Genomic DNA, 15,601 nt, shown 5'->3' on the forward strand with positions numbered 1-15,601 from the left:
TCGGTGGCCGCTCGCGGCCGTCATCCGATGACTAGACGCAAGCGGCGTGGCTCCGCAACAGCCGGGGTTCCGGGACGCGTCCGTTTCCGCTTAAGTCGTGAATGCGTCCGCGAGTCGGGGACGCGCGGGAGGGGGATGCCGATGCTGCTGCTGCCGCGATTGCTCAAGGGGTTCGTCCGGCAGGGACGCCTGACTGTCATCACTCCGGACGGGAAGCGCCATGCCTTCGGGCCCGGTCCGGCCGAGATGTTGTTCGCCGGCGTGCGCAAGGTGGCGCCGTCGGTCACCGTTCGCTTCCATGACGACCGCATCGAGCGGGAACTCTTCCTCAATCCCGAGCTCGCCTTGGCCGAAGGCTACATGGATGGCCGGATCGACTTCGAGGAAGGCACGATCCACGACCTGCTGACGCTGTTCTGGCTGCAGCGCAAGGAATTGCGGAAGCATCCGCTGCAGAAGGCGATTCGGCAGGTGCGCTTCCGCATCCGGCGCTGGCGCATGCACAACCCGCTCGGCCTCGCCGGCAAGAAGGTCAAGCACCACTACGACATCCCGACCGATTTCTACCGGCTCTGGCTCGACGAAACGATGACCTATTCCTGCGCGTATTGGCACAGTCCCGAGGTGGGGCTGGAGAACGCGCAGAAGGCCAAGCTCCGGCATATCGCCGCCAAGCTCAAGATCGAGCCGGGCATGCGCGTGCTCGATATCGGCTCGGGTTGGGGCGAACTGGCGATCTATCTGGCCAAGGCCTGCGGCGCCAAGGTGACCGGCCTCAACGTCTCGCCCGACCAGATGGCGGCGGCGCAGCAACGCGCCGACGCCGCCGGCGTCGGCGATGCCGTGACCTTCATCAACAAGGACTACCGGGAGCTCACCGGAACGTTCGACCGCATCGTCTCGGTCGGCATGATGGAGCATGTCGGCGTCGCGCATTACGGCGAGTATTTCGAGCGCATCCGCGACTTGCTGACGCCGGACGGGATCGCTCTCGTCCACTGCATCGGCCGCGCCGGGCCGCCCGGCTTCACCGGGCCGTTCTTCGAGAAATACATCTTCCCCGGTGGCTATGCGCCGGCACTGTCGGAGGTGTTCGCGGCGGTGGAGCAGACCGGGCTGTGGTCCTCCGATTGCGAGTTCTGGCGGCGGCACTACCACTGGACGCTCGAAGCCTGGCGCGAGCGCTTCATGGCCAGGCGCGAGGAGGTGGTCGGCATGATGGGCGAGCGCTTCGCCCGGATGTGGGAGTTCTATCTCTGCGCCTGCTCGATCTCGTTCGACATCGGCGGCGACATGGTGTTCCAGCTGCTGCTCGGACCGCACAAGAGCGCCGTCCCGATCATCCGCGACTACATCGCCGATGACGAGAAGGCGCTAGCGGCGAAGGGCTTCTAGCTCATAGCTCAGCGCTTCAGGTTGACCACCACCACGCCGGCCAGCGCCATGGCGCCGCCGATCAGGCCGAAGAGCGTCGGCACCTCGCCGAGCCAGAGGAAGCCGATCAGCATCGCCACCGGTGGGACTGCGTATTGGAAGTTCGCGGCGCGAGCGGCCGGCAGGCGCGAGAGGGTGATCGCCCAGGTGCCGTAGGCGATCAGGCTCGGCACGGCGGCGAGATAGACCACCGACCAAAAGGAGACGGCGGGGGCGACCTGCGCCTGTGCGATTGCGGAAGGCAGGAAGGGCAGCAGCACGAAGCCGCCGATCGCCATGTTCCAGGCCGCGACATGGAGCGGCTTGTAGCGGGCGAAGAGCGGTTTCTGCACGACCGTGGTGATGGCGTTGCAGAAGGCGGCGCCGAGGATCAAGAGCACGCTCATGCCGATCTCGACATCGAGCCCCTTGCCGAGCGCGATGACGCCTATGCCGGCGAAGGAGAGTGCCGTGCCGAGCCAGGCGGTCAGGCTGAAGCGCTCGCTGAGGATCATCATGGCGAGCACGGCCGTCATGATGGGGTTGGTGTTGATGATGAAGGCGGCGGGACCTGCCGGCACGACGCGCTGGCCGAAATTGAGCAGCAGGGCATAGCCCGCGATGAAGATCACGCCGCCGACGAGGAAGCGCCAGATGTCGGCGCGTTCAGGCAGCTTCGCCCGGGTCGCGACGAGGAAAAGCGCGGCGGGAACGCCGGCAAGCGCGAAGCGCAGCGCCGCCATCTCGGCCGGGCCGAAGCCGGCGAGCCCGGCCCGGATCGCCGGGAAGGAGGAGGCCCAGGCCATCACCGTGAAGGTGACGGTGAAGAGCAGCGTGGGGTCGAGGCGCTGGGAACCCGAAGAGGTCAGCGCGGGAGTGGCGCAGCTTGAGGAGGACATGGCGTCGATCCATCGGTGACAAAAGGTTGTTCCCGATAGACGCCTCGGCGAGCTGATTGACAAACGATCAATTCGCGCATGAGCTGTGAGGATGGATCACAGCTCGAACCTGCCGCCGCTCGATACCCTGCGTGCCTTCGAGGCTGCGGCGCGCACCGGCAGCTTCTCGGCCGCCGCCGAGGCCCTGAACCTGACGCATGGCGCTGTCAGCCGGCAGATCGCGAAGCTCGAGCATTGGCTGGGCCTGCGCGTCTTCCTGCGGCAGGCGCGCGGGGTTTCGCTGACGCCGGAGGGCCAGCGCCTGCTCCAGCGGACGCAGGAGGCCTTCGCGTTGATTGCCGATACGTCGGAACGCTGGCGCGAGGCGCGAGGTGCTTCGGTGGTGCGGGTCAGCGCGCCGCCCTCGGTCTGTGCACTCTGGCTGATGCCGAGACTGGCTGTGCTGGAGGCGGGGACGCCCTCATTGCGGATCGTGCTGCAGGTCGAGCATCGCAAGGTGGATTTCGAGGAGGAGGGCGTCGATCTCGGCATTCGCTGCGGGCGCGGCGGCGCGCCGGACCGGCTCTCACTGAAGCTGTTCGAGGAATGGTGCTTCCCGATCGCCTCGCCGAAGATCGCCGCCGCAATCGGGGAGGGGGCACCGGAGCGGCTGCTGGCGCAGCCACTGATCCATGATTCCGACGCCGCCGGCTGGAAGGCCTGGTTCGCGGCGCAGGGGCTGGACTACCGTCCGCGCCCGCAGGATCGGCGCTTCGAGGACTACAATCTGGTGCTCGATGCGGCCGCGCATGGCCTCGGCATCGCGCTGGCGCGGCCGCCTTTGGCGCGCGAGCAACTGGCGGTGGGACGGATCGTCAGGGTCGATGCGCGCGAGGCACTGAACCCGGTTTCCTATTGGCTCGACCGGCCGCTGGGAGCGCTTCGCCCATCGGCTGCGGCGCTGGCTGAGCGGATCGCGCGCGAGGCAGGTGCCGCGCCAGCCGAGAGCGAGGCGTTCCTGAATCGCGAGGCGCGGGCGGCCTGAGCCGTATCTGCGTCATGCTCGACCCGAACATCTCGTGACCAGCAGGTGCCGAAATCTCTTTCGGCCTGAGATTCTCGGGACAAGCCCGAGAATGACGGACTGCATTCAGCGCAAGCTATGACGCGGAGCCGCGAATTCGCCCCGCTGGCTGGCGCGCGCCATCTCGAAGCTGTCGGCGATGCGCCGCGCCCGGACGATGAAGGCCTGCGCGATCTCGGGCGGACAGACCTCGTGCGCGGTGATCTCGAACAGGTCGAGCCAGCGGTCGAAATGCTCGCCTTTCAGCGGCAGGATCAGGTGCGGGCGCATCGGGCGGCCGTTGTAGCGGCCGCTGCGCAGCATCACGCCGCTCCAGAAATCGGTGATCTTGGCGATATGCTCGTCCCAGTCCTCGACGGCCGCTGCGAAGACGGGGCCGATCAGCTTGTCCTGTCGCGCCCTCGCATAGAAGGTGCGGACGAGCTCCGCGATCATCGGCTCGCGCAGGTCGGGATGGGCAGCGCCCGGGTGGGTCAGGGGATTGTCGGTCATCGCAGGGACGTTCATGTTTCCGGTATTCTCGTAGGGGAGGATCGCAAAGGCTAGGCCTGCGCGACCTCTGCGACCTTGTGAGGCAGGTCGGCGGCCGGCTGTGCTGCTTCGGCATGGCCATCCTCCAGGAACAGCCGCATCTCCTCGGCGAGCGCGAAGAAGCGGTCCCGCACCGCCTTGGCATGTGGGTTTGCGCGCTCGATCGCCATGAAGACGTTGGGTGCGTCGTAGCGGACCATCTCGGTCGCCTGCATCAGGAGGTCGAAGCTCGCCGTCGTCATCGTCCGGGGCAGCGGTTCCATGCGGACCAGGATCTTGGCGATGAGGTGGGTCAGGCCCTGCACCATCGCAACCTCGCGATCATGGGCATCGGCGGTCGTCATGATGACTTTGAGCTTGAGGACGCGGCGCAGGAAGGCGGCGATGCGCGGCGCGCTGCCGCCCCTGATAGGACAGAGCGCGATCCTGAGCCCGGCGAGGCCATTGCGGGCGCTCTGCGGGCCGAAAAGCGGATGCGTCCCGATGATCTCGACATCATCGGGCAGCGCCGCCTGCATGGCGCTGGCCGGGCCGATCTTGACCGAGCCGACATCGAGCATGACGGCGCCGGCCTTGAGATGGGGGCGCAGCACCGAGAGCGCTTCTGGGATCGCCGGGACTGGCACGGCCAGGATCACGAGGTCGCAAGCGGCCGCCTCAGCGGGGCTGACCGGCAGGAGCCCCTTGCCTGATAGGTCCGGTTCGGGCGGTTGCGCGGGGTCGCAGACGCGCAAGGCGAAATGCGGCTGGAGATGACGGGCCATCAGGCGGCCGAAGGCGCCGAAGCCCATGATGCCGATGGTGGAGATGGTGCTGATTTTGGAAGACATCGCTCTGGTCCGGTGGTGGGCCGCGATGCCGGGTGATCTGCCTGAATTCAACCGCCAGCGCGGCGGTTGAACATGGGAATGCCACCGCCTCTATGAGGACGGGGCGTAATAGCCGTGAAGAAAGGTCAGCAGGCTGATCATGACGCACTTAAAGCGTGCGGGTGCGGCGCTGTCAATCGAGCTTCGGCGAATAGGCGGTCGGCGTCAGCGTGCGGTCCTCGATCGCGCCGACCATGTCGCCATGCTCGATCTTGGTGGTGCGCTTGATCTCGCTCCATTCCGGATCGGCCATGAAGCTCGCCCAGGCCTTGGCCTTCGTCTCGATGTCCGGCCAGGCGAGGATGTAAGCGAACTCGGTGCGCCCGGCGCTGGCCGTCTCCCACATCGCCACGATCCTGAAGCCGTGGCGCGCCATGATGCGGGCGGCATGGTCGCGGAAGCGGGCATGGAAGGCCGCCTTGTTGCGCTCGAAGATCTCGTAGATGCGCAACTGGTGGATCATGCCTGCCTCCTCTCGTCGTGGCGGCCGTCAGGCGGCCTTCTTGCCCTTTTCCGCCACCATCAATTCCACGAAGCGGTTGAAGAGATAGTGGCTGTCCTGCGGGCCGGGCGAGGCCTCCGGGTGGTGCTGGACGCTGAAGGCCGGGCGGTCGGTGAGTGCGATGCCGCTGTTCGAGCCGTCGAAGAGCGACACATGGGTCTCGACCGCATTGGCCGGCAGGCTCGCCGGATCGACGGCGAAGCCATGGTTCATCGAGACGATCTCGACCTTGCCGGTGGTCTTGTCCTGCACCGGGTGGTTGGCGCCGTGATGGCCCTGCTTCATCTTCATCGTCTGGCCGCCGATGGCGAGCGCCATCATCTGGTGGCCGAGGCAGATGCCGAAAGTCGGGATCTTCCGGTCGAGCAGCTGCCTGATCACCGGCACGGCGTATTCGCCGGTCGCAGCCGGGTCGCCAGGGCCGTTCGAGAGGAAGATGCCATCGGGATTCAGCGCCAGGATGTCTTCGGCCGTCGCGGTCGAGGGCACCACGGTGACGTCGCAGCCAGCCTTCGCGAGCAGGCGCAGGATGTTGCGCTTCACGCCGTAGTCGATGGCGACGACCTTGAAGTCGCTGGTTTCGCGCTTGCCATAGCCGGCCGGCCAGACCCAGGGCGTCTCGTCCCAGTCGTAGCGCTGGGCGGCGGTGACGAGCGGGACGAGGTCGAGGCCGGCCATGGAGGGCAGCTCCGCCGCCAGCTTCTTCAGCCGGTCGATGTCGAAGACGCCGTCCGGGCTGTGGGCGAGGATGGCGTTGGGCATGCCGTTGTCGCGGATCAGCGCGGTGAGGGCGCGGGTGTCGATACCGCAGATGCCGACGATGTTGCGGGCTTTAAGCCAGGCGTCGAAATGGCGGTTAGCGCGCCAGCTCGAAGGCTCGGTGATGGCGGCGTGCAGCACGCAGCCGCGCACGCCGGAAGAAGCGGCGGCGTTCACCGTCTCGGTATCCTCCTCGTTCACGCCGACATTGCCGACATGCGGGAAGGTGAAGGTGATGATCTGTCCGGCATAGGACGGGTCGGTCAGGATTTCCTGATAGCCGGTCATCGCCGTGTTGAAGCAGACCTCGCCCGGCGCCTCGCCCACGGCGCCGAGGCCGAAGCCTTCCAGCACCGTGCCGTCGGCGAGCACGAGGAGCGCGGTCGCGCGCGGTTCGATCCAGCCGCTATCGGCGGGGTTTCCTTCGGAGGCGGTCATGTCTATGTCTCGGTCCAGGCCGCGCCAGCGGCAGAATGCGGAGGCGGGGCTGCAGAAATCCGCTCCGCCGATCTGGAACGCGAGCCATAAAGAGCCGGGCGCTGCCCGTCAATCAAGGCAGGCGCAGGCCGCACAAGAGAAAAAGGAACAACGAGATGACGAGCTTGCGCGAGCGCTTCACCGGCGACCTCAAGGAAGCGATGAAGGCCGGCGAGAAGGGCAGGGTCGGCGCGATCCGTCTGATCCAGGCGGCGCTGAAGGAAAAGGACATCGAGGCGCGCGGCGCCGGCAAGGGCGAGGCCACGGCTGACGAAATCCTCGGCGTCCTCCAGAAGATGATCAAGCAGCGCCAGGAATCGATCGCGATCTATGACGCCAACAACCGCCCCGAGCTCGCCGATGGCGAGCGCGCCGAGGTCGCGGTGATCTCCTCCTATCTGCCCAAGCAGATGTCGGACGAGGAGGTGAAGGCCGCGATCGACAAGGCCATCGCCGAGACCGCCGCGACCGCCGTCAAGGACATGGGCAAGGTCATCGCCGCCCTGCGCGCGGCCTATGCCGGCCAGATGGATTTCGGCAAGGTCAGCCCGATGGTGAAGGCCGCGCTCGGCGGCTGAGCCGGCGCGGCCGAAAAGCTCAGGCCGTCATGCTCGGGCTTGACCCGAGCATCTCGGAAACTCGCGCCCTCTGGTCATGAGATTCTCGGGTCGAAGCTGTGCTTCGCCCGGGAATGACGAGCCTGCTTGGACGCCTCCCCTTGTGGATATTCCCGACAAGCTCTGTCGAGGCCATGTTCGAGGTTGGCTTTCCGACACGCAGAGGCCACATCAGGAAACATGAAATTCCCGCCCTCCGTCCTTGAGGAGATCAAGGCGCGGCTGCCGGTTTCGGCGGTCGTGGGCAAACGCGTGCGCCTCCAGAAGGCCGGACGCGAATGGAAGGGGCTTTCCCCCTTCAATGCCGAGAAGACGCCATCCTTCTTCGTCAACGACCAGAAGGCGTCGTTCTTCGATTTCTCCTCCGGCAAGAACGGCGACATCTTCAAATTCGTGATGGAGACCGAGGGGCTCTCCTTCCCGGAAGCCGTCGAGAAGCTCGCCGCGGAAGCCGGCGTCATCCTGCCGAAGATCACGCACGAGGCGCAGGTCCAGGAAGAGAAGCGCAAGGGGCTGCACGAGGTCGTGGAGCTCGCGGCGCAGTTCTTCGAGGCCGAGCTCATGGGCGATCGCGGCGGCTCGGCTCGGCGCTATCTCGCGACGCGCGGCCTCGACGGCGAGGCGCGTACGCGCTTTCGCCTCGGCTACGGCCCGGTGGATCGCTTCGCACTGCGGGACCATCTTGCCGGCAAGGGCGTGCCAGCCGAGCTGATGATGGAGGCGGGGCTGCTCGTGCATGGCGAGGAGATCGCCGTGCCCTATGACCGCTTCCGCGACCGTGTGATGTTCCCGATCCACGATTCGCGCGGACGCGTCGTCGCCTTTGGCGGGCGGGCGATGAGCGCCGAGGTCGCGGCGAAATATCTGAACTCGCCGGAGACGCCGCTCTTCCACAAGGGCCATCTCCTGTTCAACCACCACAATGCCCGCAAGGCCGCCCACGACACCGGGCAGGTGATCGTGGTCGAGGGCTATGTCGACGTCATCGCCATGTCGCTTTCGGGGTTCCCGCAGACGGTGGCGCCGCTCGGCACGGCGCTGACCGAGGACCAACTCGGGTTGCTCTGGCGCATGGCCGACGAGCCGGTGATCTGCCTCGACGGTGACAAGGCCGGGCGCAAGGCGGCGAGCCGCGCCATCGATCTGGCGTTGCCTATGCTCGAACCGGGCAAGTCGCTCTCCTTCGCGCTGCTGCCGGACGGGCAGGACCCCGACGATCTCGCCCGCTCGGGCGGGCGGCAGGCGATCGCGGAGGTGGTTGCGGCGGCGCGTCCGCTGGTCGACATGCTCTGGCAACGCGAGGTCGAGGCCGGGCCGCTCGACACGCCGGAGCGCCGAGCCGCGTTCGAGCGCCGGCTGAAGGAGCCGCTCGGGCAGATCCGCGACGAGACCACGCGCAAGCACTATCGCCGCGAGATGGATGAGCGGCTGGCGCAGCTCTTCGCCAGCGCCGCCCCGGCCCGGCCGGAACGCGGCGGTGGGGCAAATTTTCAACGCGGTAAGGGCGCAGGGCGCGGCGGCTTCGGCCGGCAGGTGCCCCCTTGGCTCGCTGGACCGCTCAAGGCCTCGAGCGCGGTGACCCAGTCGCGGATGATGGCGAAGCTGCGCGGTGAGGATCAGCGCGAGGCCTTCATCCTGCTAGCGCTGGCGAGCCATCCCGATCTCATCCTGCGCTGCGCCGACGAAATTGCCGAGCTGTCGCTCGACGGTCCGGCCGCCGAACGCTTCCGTCAGGCGCTGCTCGATGCGGTGGAGGACAAGCTCGACCTGGAGATCCTGGCGAATCGGCTGGTACAGCCGCGTGTGCGGGAGGCCCGCAATCAACTCATGGCTGTCACCGGCCCCGCAGAGAGGCGCAAACTGGCACAAGATGCTGATCCTGAATCGGTTTTTGACTCGATTCATCAGGCCATCGTCTTGCATCATCGCGCGCGAACGCTAAATAGCGAGTTGAGAGCAGCCGAGCGCGCATTGGCTGACGACGCGACCGAAGCCAATTTCGCCTGGATCAAGGACGTGAAGGCCCGCCTCGAGACAATCGACGGCACCGAGGCCATGTCCGGAGATTGATAGCCCAGCGAATGGTGGACGCAGGTTCGATGCGCGCGGGGCTGCGGGGTGGTTCACGATTCGTCAACGACGTCTGGTGCCATCTGCGAATGGATTTGGGTGGGTGAGCGCGCCGGGCCTGCGGTCGCGCCGCCCTTTTATGCGTCGGTACATGACAGCTCTTGTCATCGCCGGCGCGCGAATGCGGAGCGCTGATTGATGGCGACGAAAGCGAGCGAACGGGAAAAGACCGATCAGGTCGCGCCCGACGCCCCCCCGACTACCGACGGCCCGTTGCTCGATCTGACCGATCAGGCCGTAAGGCGCATGATCAAGCTCGCGAAGAAGCGCGGCTATGTGACCTATGACGAACTGAACGAAGTGCTGCCCTCGGAGGAGTTCTCTTCCGAGCAGATCGAGGACGTGCTCGGCCAGCTCAGCGAGCAGGGCATCAACGTCGTCGACAACGAGGATCCGGAAGCGGCCGGCGAGGAACGTGCCAACCGCAAGGATGCCGCCGGCAGCGACGACGACGAGGCCGAGGGCGGCGATCTGGTCGATGCCTCGCGCCCGGCGCTTCCGGCCGAAACCAAGCGTAATCTCGAGCCGACCGAGCGCACCGACGATCCGGTGCGCATGTATCTGCGCGAGATGGGCTCGGTGGAGCTTCTCTCTCGCGAGGGCGAGATCGCCATCGCCAAGCGCATCGAGGCCGGCCGCGAGGCGATGATCGCCGGGCTCTGCGAGAGCCCGCTGACCTTCCAGGCCATCATCATCTGGCGCGACGAGCTCGTCGACGGCAAGGTGCTGCTGCGCGACATCATCGATCTCGAAGCGACCTATGCCGGCCCGGACGGCAAGAACCCGGCCGTGTCCGGCGAGGAGGAGGGCGAGGAAGGCGAGCAGGCCGAGGCCGCCGAGGGCGAAGCTCCGCCCGAAATGGACGACGACGACATCGAGAACAACGTGTCGCTTTCGGCCATGGAAGCCGAAATCAAGCCGCGCGTGCTCGAGACGTTCAACGCCATCGCCGACGACTACAAGAAGCTGCGCCGCCTGCAGGACCAGGACATCGCCAACCGGCTGGAGAACACCAAGCTCTCGCCGTCGCAGGACCGCAAATACAAGAAGCTCAAGGACGACATCATCACCGCGGTGAAGTCGCTCTCGCTCAACAACAACCGCATCGAGGCGCTGGTCGAGCAGCTCTACGACATCAACAAGCGCCTGATCGGCCATGAGACGCGCCTGCTGCGCCTCGCCGAGAGCTATGGCGTCGGCCGCGAGGACTTCCTCAAGCAGCATGTCGGCGGCGAGCTCGACCCGAAATGGGTGCTGCGCGTTTCCAAGCTGGGCTCGCGCGGCTGGAAGGAATTCGTTGGGTCGGAGCTGGAGCGGATCAAGCAACTGCGCGAGGAGGTGCACACGCTCGCCTCCGAGACCGGCCTGGAAATCCAGGAATTCCGCAAGATCGTGCTGATGGTCCAGAAGGGCGAGCGCGAGGCCCGGCAGGCGAAGAAGGAGATGATCGAGGCGAATCTGCGTCTCGTGATCTCGATCGCCAAGAAGTACACGAACCGCGGCCTGCAGTTCCTCGACCTGATCCAGGAAGGCAATATCGGTCTGATGAAGGCGGTCGACAAGTTCGAGTACCGTCGCGGCTACAAGTTCTCGACCTATGCGACGTGGTGGATCCGGCAGGCGATCACCCGCTCGATCGCCGACCAGGCCCGCACGATCCGCATCCCCGTCCACATGATCGAGACGATCAACAAGATCGTGCGGACCTCGCGCCAGATGCTGCACGAGATCGGCCGCGAGCCGACGCCGGAGGAGCTGGCCGAGAAGCTGGCCATGCCGTTGGAAAAGGTGCGCAAGGTCCTGAAGATCGCCAAGGAGCCGATTTCCCTGGAGACGCCGATCGGCGACGAGGAGGATTCGCATCTCGGCGACTTCATCGAGGACAAGAACGCGATCCTGCCGATCGACGCGGCGATCCAGAGCAATCTGCGCGAGACGACGACGCGCGTGCTCGCCTCGCTCACCCCGCGCGAGGAGCGCGTGCTGCGCATGCGCTTCGGCATCGGCATGAACACCGACCACACGCTGGAAGAGGTCGGCCAGCAGTTCAGCGTCACCCGCGAGCGCATCCGCCAGATCGAGGCGAAGGCGCTCCGGAAGCTGAAGCATCCGAGCCGGAGCCGGAAGCTCCGGAGCTTCCTGGACAACTGATCCAAAGAAGGCCGGCCGCAACGCCGGCCTTTTTCATATGTGCCCTCCGACAGCCTGTCGGAGGATGTCCCACGAACGCAGGATGCGGCTTGAGAGCGGGCGAAGCAGGGTACGCTGCTACGCCACTCGATCGTAGAGGCTCGAAACCGCACGATGCTGCCATTTACCTATGCTGCGCTTGCCGAACGGTTCGCGACGGTCCGACCCTGGGCGAAGAAGACGGTCGGCGATGCCACCAATCGTTGTGCGATCTGCATGGGCTATACGCTGCGGCTGACGCCCTCGGAGGACGATGCCACGATCGAGCATCTGGCGAAGATCGCGAGCCGGGTGAATGGCGATGCCGGACCCGTGGGTGGAGCGCGCCCGATGGGCACGCTCAGCGCCAATTTCTTCATCCGGGCAGCGGAACTGGAGCCGCGAGTCCGGCGGGTCTATGGTGAGCCGGACGTCAAGGGCGCCTCGAACAAGGTATGGCGTTCGGTGCTCGGCAAGAAGGGCGTGCTTTATCTGGAGGATTGCTACCAGACGGAAGGCGACAAGAGCACGTCCTTCCTGTTCTTCCAGCGCGTGAATGGCGATCATTGGGATCTGTTCAACGGCATCAACATGGTCGCCGAGGAGTATCTGCTCAGCGGCAACAGCCATGACGGCCAGCTCTATTTCTGGATGGCGCGCTGAAGCAAAGTGCATCGGACACCGCGATGGCGACCCAGCGTTGCCGGGCACTTGATCTCGCCGGTTGGAAGAGGCTTCTTGGAGCCAACTGCCCGGAGGCCTCATGTCCCCAGAATTCCTCCTCACCTCGCTGATCATCGTCGCTTCGCCGGGAACGGGCGCGCTCTACACTATCGCCGCCGGCCTCACGCGCGGCAGCCAAGCGAGCGTGCTCGCCGCCTTCGCTTGCACGATCGGGATCGTGCCGCATCTGATCGCGGCGATGATGGGCATCGCGGCGCTGCTGCATGCCAGCGCGCTCGCCTTCGCCATCGTGAAATATGCCGGCGTCGGCTATCTGCTCTACATGGCCTGGCAGACGCTGAAGGAGCATGGGGCGCTCAAGGTCGAAACCGAGGCGGATGCGCGCTCGGCCTGGCTCGTGCTGCGCGACGGGCTGGCGATCAACCTGCTCAACCCCAAGCTCTCGATCTTCTTCGTCGCCTTCCTGCCGCAGTTTATCGCGGCGGATGAAGCCAGTCCGATGGCGCGGATGCTGGAACTCTCGGGCGTGTTCATGGCGATGACCTTCATCGTCTTCGCGCTCTACGGGCTCTTCGCGGCTGCGATGCGCGACAAGGTCATCGGCCGCCCGGCGGTGATGGCGTGGCTGCGCCGCAGCTTCGCGGCCGCCTTCGTCGCGCTCGGCGCCAAGCTTGCTCTCACCGAGCGATGAAACGGCGATGTCGCGCCAGGCAATCCTGACGATCGATACGCGCGGACCGGGGCTTTACGAGTTCACCGACCGCGCCGTCGCCTTCGTGCGTGCGGGCGGGGAGACCAGCGGCTTGCTGACGCTGTTCGTGCGACATACCTCCTGCTCCTTGCTGATACAGGAAAATGCCGATCCCGATGTGCAGCGGGATCTCGACGCGTTTTTTCGCCGGCTGGTGCCATCCGCGGTTGATCCGGCGATGGATTATCTCGTCCATCGCGCGGAGGGGCCCGACGACATGCCCGCCCATATCAAGGCGGCGCTGACCCCGGTTTCCCTCTCGGTTCCGGTGATGGGCGGGCGCCTCGCGCTCGGAACCTGGCAGGGGATCTATCTCTTCGAGCACCGGGCGAGGCCGCATCGGCGCGAGGTCGCGCTGCACCTCGGCGCCTAGCAGCGTTCAAGCCGGCGGGGCGACGACCAGCGCGACGAGGCGCCGGACCACAGGCAACACCAGCAGCAGGGTCGGGAAGGCGACGATCCAGGAAAGGGCCCAGGAGCCGGGCCAGGTCTGCAGGAATTCGGCCGTCGGGCCCAGCGCCTTCAGCGTCGAGATGCCGGAGACGACGAAGGTCATCAGCACGGATAGGAAGAACGGCATCGCCACCCCGGCGTAGCGGGCGGGCAGGCGGCGGAAGACAGGGCGAGGCATAGGTCAGGCTTTCGCAAGTGGCAGGCCGTTCGGATGCATCCGATGCGGCCATGGGCCGGCTGGACGCGTTGCCTGACGTGAGACGCTTACGAACGGGAACGGAGCCCGATGATGGCTCCATAGTCGATTGCCGGGATCGTGCCAAGCCGTCTACCGCGCCACGAATATGTCTGGGCTGGGCAGGGGCTCCCAGGCTTCGCCGGCGCCGACGAGGCAGCTGACGCCGGCGGGCGTGGTGGCGAGCAAGGTCCAGGTGCTGGCGGGGCCGACATAGAGCTCGAACAGGACGCCGCTATCGGTCAGGCCACTCCCGACCATGCGCTCGCCGAAAGTCTCGCGGAGTTTTTCGGCAACATGGGCGCGTTCGGCACAGGGCGTCTCGTGCGGCGCAGCTTTCTGGGCGAGGGCGCTGGGCGAAAACGCCACCCCCGCCAATCCAGCGATCATCAGGACCTTGATCAACGTCATGGCCACCTCCTGTCCGGAAGCGGCCGCCCGGGCGGCACGACGACGGCAAGTCTTGCGACCGCCCAGAACAGATTGGATGTGGGAAGTTCCGTACGGTCGTTCAAGCGCTTGAAGCAGCGAGACGCGCCGCTTTCGGCATGCCGAAACAGTGCTCCCCTTGGCGCGGCTCCTGTCCTATATCAGCGGCAAGCAATCCGGAGGTGCCATGTCTTTCTTCAAAACACTGTTCGGCGGTCGCAAGCCCGCGGAGGAGAAGCCGGCCGGCCCGGTCAAGAGCATCGAGCACAACGGTTTCACCATTCATGCGACGCCCTATCAGGAGGGCGGCCAGTACCAGCTTTGCGGCGTCATCGAGAAGGTGATCGACGGCGAGACGAAGAGCCATCGCTTCATCCGCGCCGACCGCTTCCCGGGACAGGCCGAAGCCGCAGACTTCACCCTGGTGAAGGGCCAGCAGATCGTCGACATGGAAGGCGAGCGCATCTTCCGCTGAGCATCGGCGCGGGTGCCGTCGAAGCCGCCCAAAGCGCGCTATTTGCCGGGGAGCCGCCGCAGCGCTCCCAAAAGCTGGTCTGCGGTCCATGAGGTCCGCAGACTCTGGGCTTCGGCGTCATGGACGAGTTCGCAAAGCCGGGCATTGACGGGGGCGGCGCGTCGGAGGCTTGCCGCGAGCCGGACCACCTCGCCATTGATCCAGTCGATCTCGGTCGGGCGGCCGGCCGCGAGGTCTTCGGCCATCGAGGAGCGCGCGCTCGGATCGATGGCGAGCATGCGCCGCGCCAGCACGCTGAAGACGAAATTCGGCAATTCGAGCAGGGCCGGGATCCACCGCGCGGGCAATGGAGTGAGCCGCGCCGGCGCGATGCCCGCCTTGCCGAGAAGAGACAGCGCCTCGCGCTGCGCTTTGGCCAGGCAGCGTCGATAGCCGCGTTGCGACAGTTCCTGCTTCAACGGGAGGTTTGCGAGCGCATTGACGGCGTTGTTGAGGTTGAGGAGCAGCTTGGCCCACTGGACGGAGCGCATGTCGACCGGCCGCGTGAGCGCCAGCCGGGCCCGGTCGAAGATCGCGAGGCGTTTATCGGCGTCGCCGCCGGCCTGCACATAGAGGTTTCCTTCCGAGGCCTGGTGGAACCTGCCAGGTCCCTTGGAGACGACATTGAACGGCACCATGCCGTCGAGAACGGTGCGATCATCCAGGAGATCGCGCAACAGGGCGCCGTTGCCGAGGCCGTTCTGGAAGCTGACGATGGCGGCCGCAGGAGGCAGAACCTCCGCCAGATCGCGAGCGGCCACGGCCGTGCCGCCTGATTTGACGGTGACGAGAACGAGATCGGCGCCCGAAGCCATCGCGGCATCCGAGCCGAAGACGATCGAAGCGGGCGGTACATGCCAGTCGCGGCCGTCGTAATGCGAGATGCTCAGGCCCTCGCGCGCCAGCACCTCGCCCATGGCGGGGCGCCCGACGAAGCGGACATCGCTGCCTGTGGCGAGGAGGCGCCCGCCGATATAGCAGCCGATCAGCCCGGCGCCGTAGATGCAGATCCTCGTCATGTCGCGCGCTCCAGCCGTTCCGGTGTCCCGTCAAAGCGGAGAGGCATCAAGCGCTCTCGGCAAGGCGATCCTGCTGCGGTCGCGCGG

17 protein-coding genes are annotated in these 15,601 nt (G+C 66.2%); 9 read left to right on the top strand and 8 right to left on the bottom strand.

Translation table 11 applies throughout. From position 1 onward, the window contains the following. Positions 1-135: 135 nt before the first annotated feature. Positions 136-1,395, top strand: a complete 1,260-nt coding sequence (locus AB4Z16_RS14835) for a class I SAM-dependent methyltransferase (RefSeq protein ID WP_441512117.1) — start codon at positions 136-138, stop codon at positions 1,393-1,395. An 8-nt stretch (positions 1,396-1,403) separates the two neighbouring features. On the opposite strand, the gene AB4Z16_RS14840 is transcribed toward AB4Z16_RS14835, so the two are convergent. Further along, positions 1,404-2,312 (bottom strand): DMT family transporter, encoded by a 909-nt coding sequence (locus AB4Z16_RS14840; RefSeq protein WP_441512118.1) that lies wholly within the window; start codon positions 2,310-2,312, stop codon positions 1,404-1,406. Between the two features lie 91 nt (positions 2,313-2,403). On the opposite strand from AB4Z16_RS14840, the gene AB4Z16_RS14845 reads away from it, so the two are divergent. Then, positions 2,404-3,336 carry a LysR family transcriptional regulator gene (locus AB4Z16_RS14845; protein WP_441512119.1) on the top strand — a complete coding sequence of 311 codons (933 nt, stop codon included), beginning with the start codon at positions 2,404-2,406 and terminating at the stop codon, positions 3,334-3,336. Between the two features lie 105 nt (positions 3,337-3,441). Here AB4Z16_RS14845 and AB4Z16_RS14850 read toward each other — a convergent pair whose 3' ends face one another. The 4 genes from AB4Z16_RS14850 to carA all read right to left on the bottom strand — a co-directional run bounded on the left by AB4Z16_RS14850 (position 3,442) and on the right by carA (position 6,474). Next, positions 3,442-3,882: a group III truncated hemoglobin gene (locus AB4Z16_RS14850; protein ID WP_441512120.1), complete on the bottom strand. Its 441-nt coding sequence runs from the start codon at positions 3,880-3,882 to the stop codon at positions 3,442-3,444. A 35-nt stretch (positions 3,883-3,917) separates the two neighbouring features. After that, on the bottom strand, positions 3,918-4,736 hold the full coding sequence (locus AB4Z16_RS14855; protein ID WP_441512121.1) for a prephenate dehydrogenase/arogenate dehydrogenase family protein: 819 nt from the start codon (positions 4,734-4,736) through the stop codon (positions 3,918-3,920). Between the two features lie 172 nt (positions 4,737-4,908). Further along, a complete protein-coding gene (locus AB4Z16_RS14860; protein ID WP_441512122.1) occupies positions 4,909-5,238 on the bottom strand; it encodes an NIPSNAP family protein in 330 nt (109 codons plus the stop codon). 27 nt (positions 5,239-5,265) lie between these two features. Further along, positions 5,266-6,474: a glutamine-hydrolyzing carbamoyl-phosphate synthase small subunit gene (gene carA / locus AB4Z16_RS14865; RefSeq protein WP_441512123.1), complete on the bottom strand. Its 1,209-nt coding sequence runs from the start codon at positions 6,472-6,474 to the stop codon at positions 5,266-5,268. A gap of 155 nt (positions 6,475-6,629) precedes the next feature. Between carA and AB4Z16_RS14870 the strand changes: the two genes are divergently transcribed. From AB4Z16_RS14870 to AB4Z16_RS14895, 6 genes are all read left to right on the top strand, one after another. Next, positions 6,630-7,091, top strand: coding sequence for a GatB/YqeY domain-containing protein (locus AB4Z16_RS14870; protein ID WP_441512124.1), 462 nt, complete (start codon positions 6,630-6,632; stop codon positions 7,089-7,091). Positions 7,092-7,310: 219 nt separating this feature from the next. Beyond that, positions 7,311-9,200 (top strand): DNA primase, encoded by a 1,890-nt coding sequence (dnaG, locus tag AB4Z16_RS14875; protein WP_441512125.1) that lies wholly within the window; start codon positions 7,311-7,313, stop codon positions 9,198-9,200. A 198-nt stretch (positions 9,201-9,398) separates the two neighbouring features. After that, positions 9,399-11,411 (top strand): RNA polymerase sigma factor RpoD, encoded by a 2,013-nt coding sequence (gene rpoD / locus AB4Z16_RS14880; RefSeq protein WP_441512126.1) that lies wholly within the window; start codon positions 9,399-9,401, stop codon positions 11,409-11,411. A 153-nt stretch (positions 11,412-11,564) separates the two neighbouring features. Next, entirely contained in the window at positions 11,565-12,092 is a 528-nt protein-coding gene (locus AB4Z16_RS14885; RefSeq protein ID WP_441512127.1) for a T6SS effector amidase Tae4 family protein, read from the top strand. A gap of 100 nt (positions 12,093-12,192) precedes the next feature. Next, the gene (locus tag AB4Z16_RS14890) at positions 12,193-12,804 is read left to right on the top strand and encodes a LysE family translocator (protein WP_441512128.1); all 612 of its coding nucleotides are present in this window, start codon (positions 12,193-12,195) and stop codon (positions 12,802-12,804) included. Between the two features lie 7 nt (positions 12,805-12,811). Next, the gene (locus tag AB4Z16_RS14895; RefSeq protein WP_441512129.1) at positions 12,812-13,237 is read left to right on the top strand and encodes a secondary thiamine-phosphate synthase enzyme YjbQ; all 426 of its coding nucleotides are present in this window, start codon (positions 12,812-12,814) and stop codon (positions 13,235-13,237) included. 6 nt (positions 13,238-13,243) lie between these two features. Here AB4Z16_RS14895 and AB4Z16_RS14900 read toward each other — a convergent pair whose 3' ends face one another. Both AB4Z16_RS14900 and AB4Z16_RS14905 read right to left on the bottom strand, forming a co-directional pair. Further along, positions 13,244-13,495, bottom strand: coding sequence for a DUF2798 domain-containing protein (locus tag AB4Z16_RS14900; protein ID WP_441512130.1), 252 nt, complete (start codon positions 13,493-13,495; stop codon positions 13,244-13,246). A 150-nt stretch (positions 13,496-13,645) separates the two neighbouring features. Continuing rightward, entirely contained in the window at positions 13,646-13,963 is a 318-nt protein-coding gene (locus AB4Z16_RS14905) for a hypothetical protein (RefSeq protein ID WP_441512131.1), read from the bottom strand. A 205-nt stretch (positions 13,964-14,168) separates the two neighbouring features. Here AB4Z16_RS14905 and AB4Z16_RS14910 point away from each other — a divergent pair, with 205 nt between their 5' ends. Beyond that, on the top strand, positions 14,169-14,456 hold the full coding sequence (locus AB4Z16_RS14910) for an HlyU family transcriptional regulator (protein ID WP_441512132.1): 288 nt from the start codon (positions 14,169-14,171) through the stop codon (positions 14,454-14,456). 38 nt (positions 14,457-14,494) lie between these two features. Here the strand turns inward: AB4Z16_RS14910 and AB4Z16_RS14915 are convergent, their stop codons facing one another. Next, positions 14,495-15,514 (bottom strand): 2-dehydropantoate 2-reductase, encoded by a 1,020-nt coding sequence (locus tag AB4Z16_RS14915; RefSeq protein ID WP_441512133.1) that lies wholly within the window; start codon positions 15,512-15,514, stop codon positions 14,495-14,497. Between the last annotated feature and the right edge of the window lie 87 nt (positions 15,515-15,601).

The sequence above is a fragment of the Allobosea sp. TAF32 genome (genome assembly GCF_052113585.1).
Taxonomy (GTDB): domain Bacteria; phylum Pseudomonadota; class Alphaproteobacteria; order Rhizobiales; family Beijerinckiaceae; genus Allobosea.